Genomic DNA, 633 nt, shown 5'->3' on the forward strand with positions numbered 1-633 from the left:
GTTTGTTATGCAATTGGCTGTTTGTCGAAGAGCTTTTGGACTACTGCTTGCCCTGTTTCTAAAGCCCACTTCCAATCTTCATGAGTTGGGACTTCTCCGTCCCACCATTCAGCATAAAAAGTTATATTGCGTAAGCGTTCAAGTTCAGTCACCTCAGATTCAGTAATTTTTCCCTGTGATTCACACATTGGAATTAACTTATTTAAAGACGGTGAAACACCTAACCCGTGATCAGGAACTAACGCGACTAACCCCTTTCTCATTAACATTCTGGAAAGTACAAGCTTTAACCAATCATTACTTTCAACCGATTTATACAAGTTGTTTATAGATTTATGATCAACAGAATCACCATGCGCCACATGCTTGATAGTCTTGTTTACATCACTTTTTAACTTCTCAAGCTCTAATCCCTTGGAACCAAATTTTATTACTGAAGCGTCTTTCCAAACAAAAGTTAAAAAAGGGATTAAAAGTAGCAGGATCAAATTAAAGTCTAAAGGAGAAGTCTTAGTTTCCCATCCTATGTATATGTGCACTGTAGCTACCGCTGCCACAATAAAGATATATACGAATTTCATTATTTCCTCATAATTGCATAACGCCCTGTTAAGGTGTGAGCAACGCAATACT

General features: G+C 37.6%; 1 protein-coding gene. It reads right to left on the reverse strand.

Features of this window, described 5'->3' with window-relative positions:
- Positions 1-5: 5 nt before the first annotated feature.
- On the reverse strand, positions 6-633 hold a 628-nt coding region (locus VHA02S_RS25030; protein ID WP_218000910.1), incomplete at its 5' end, for a hypothetical protein.

Source organism: Vibrio harveyi NBRC 15634 = ATCC 14126 = KCTC 12724 (assembly GCF_001591145.1).
GTDB classification, from domain to species: Bacteria; Pseudomonadota; Gammaproteobacteria; order Enterobacterales; family Vibrionaceae; genus Vibrio; species Vibrio harveyi.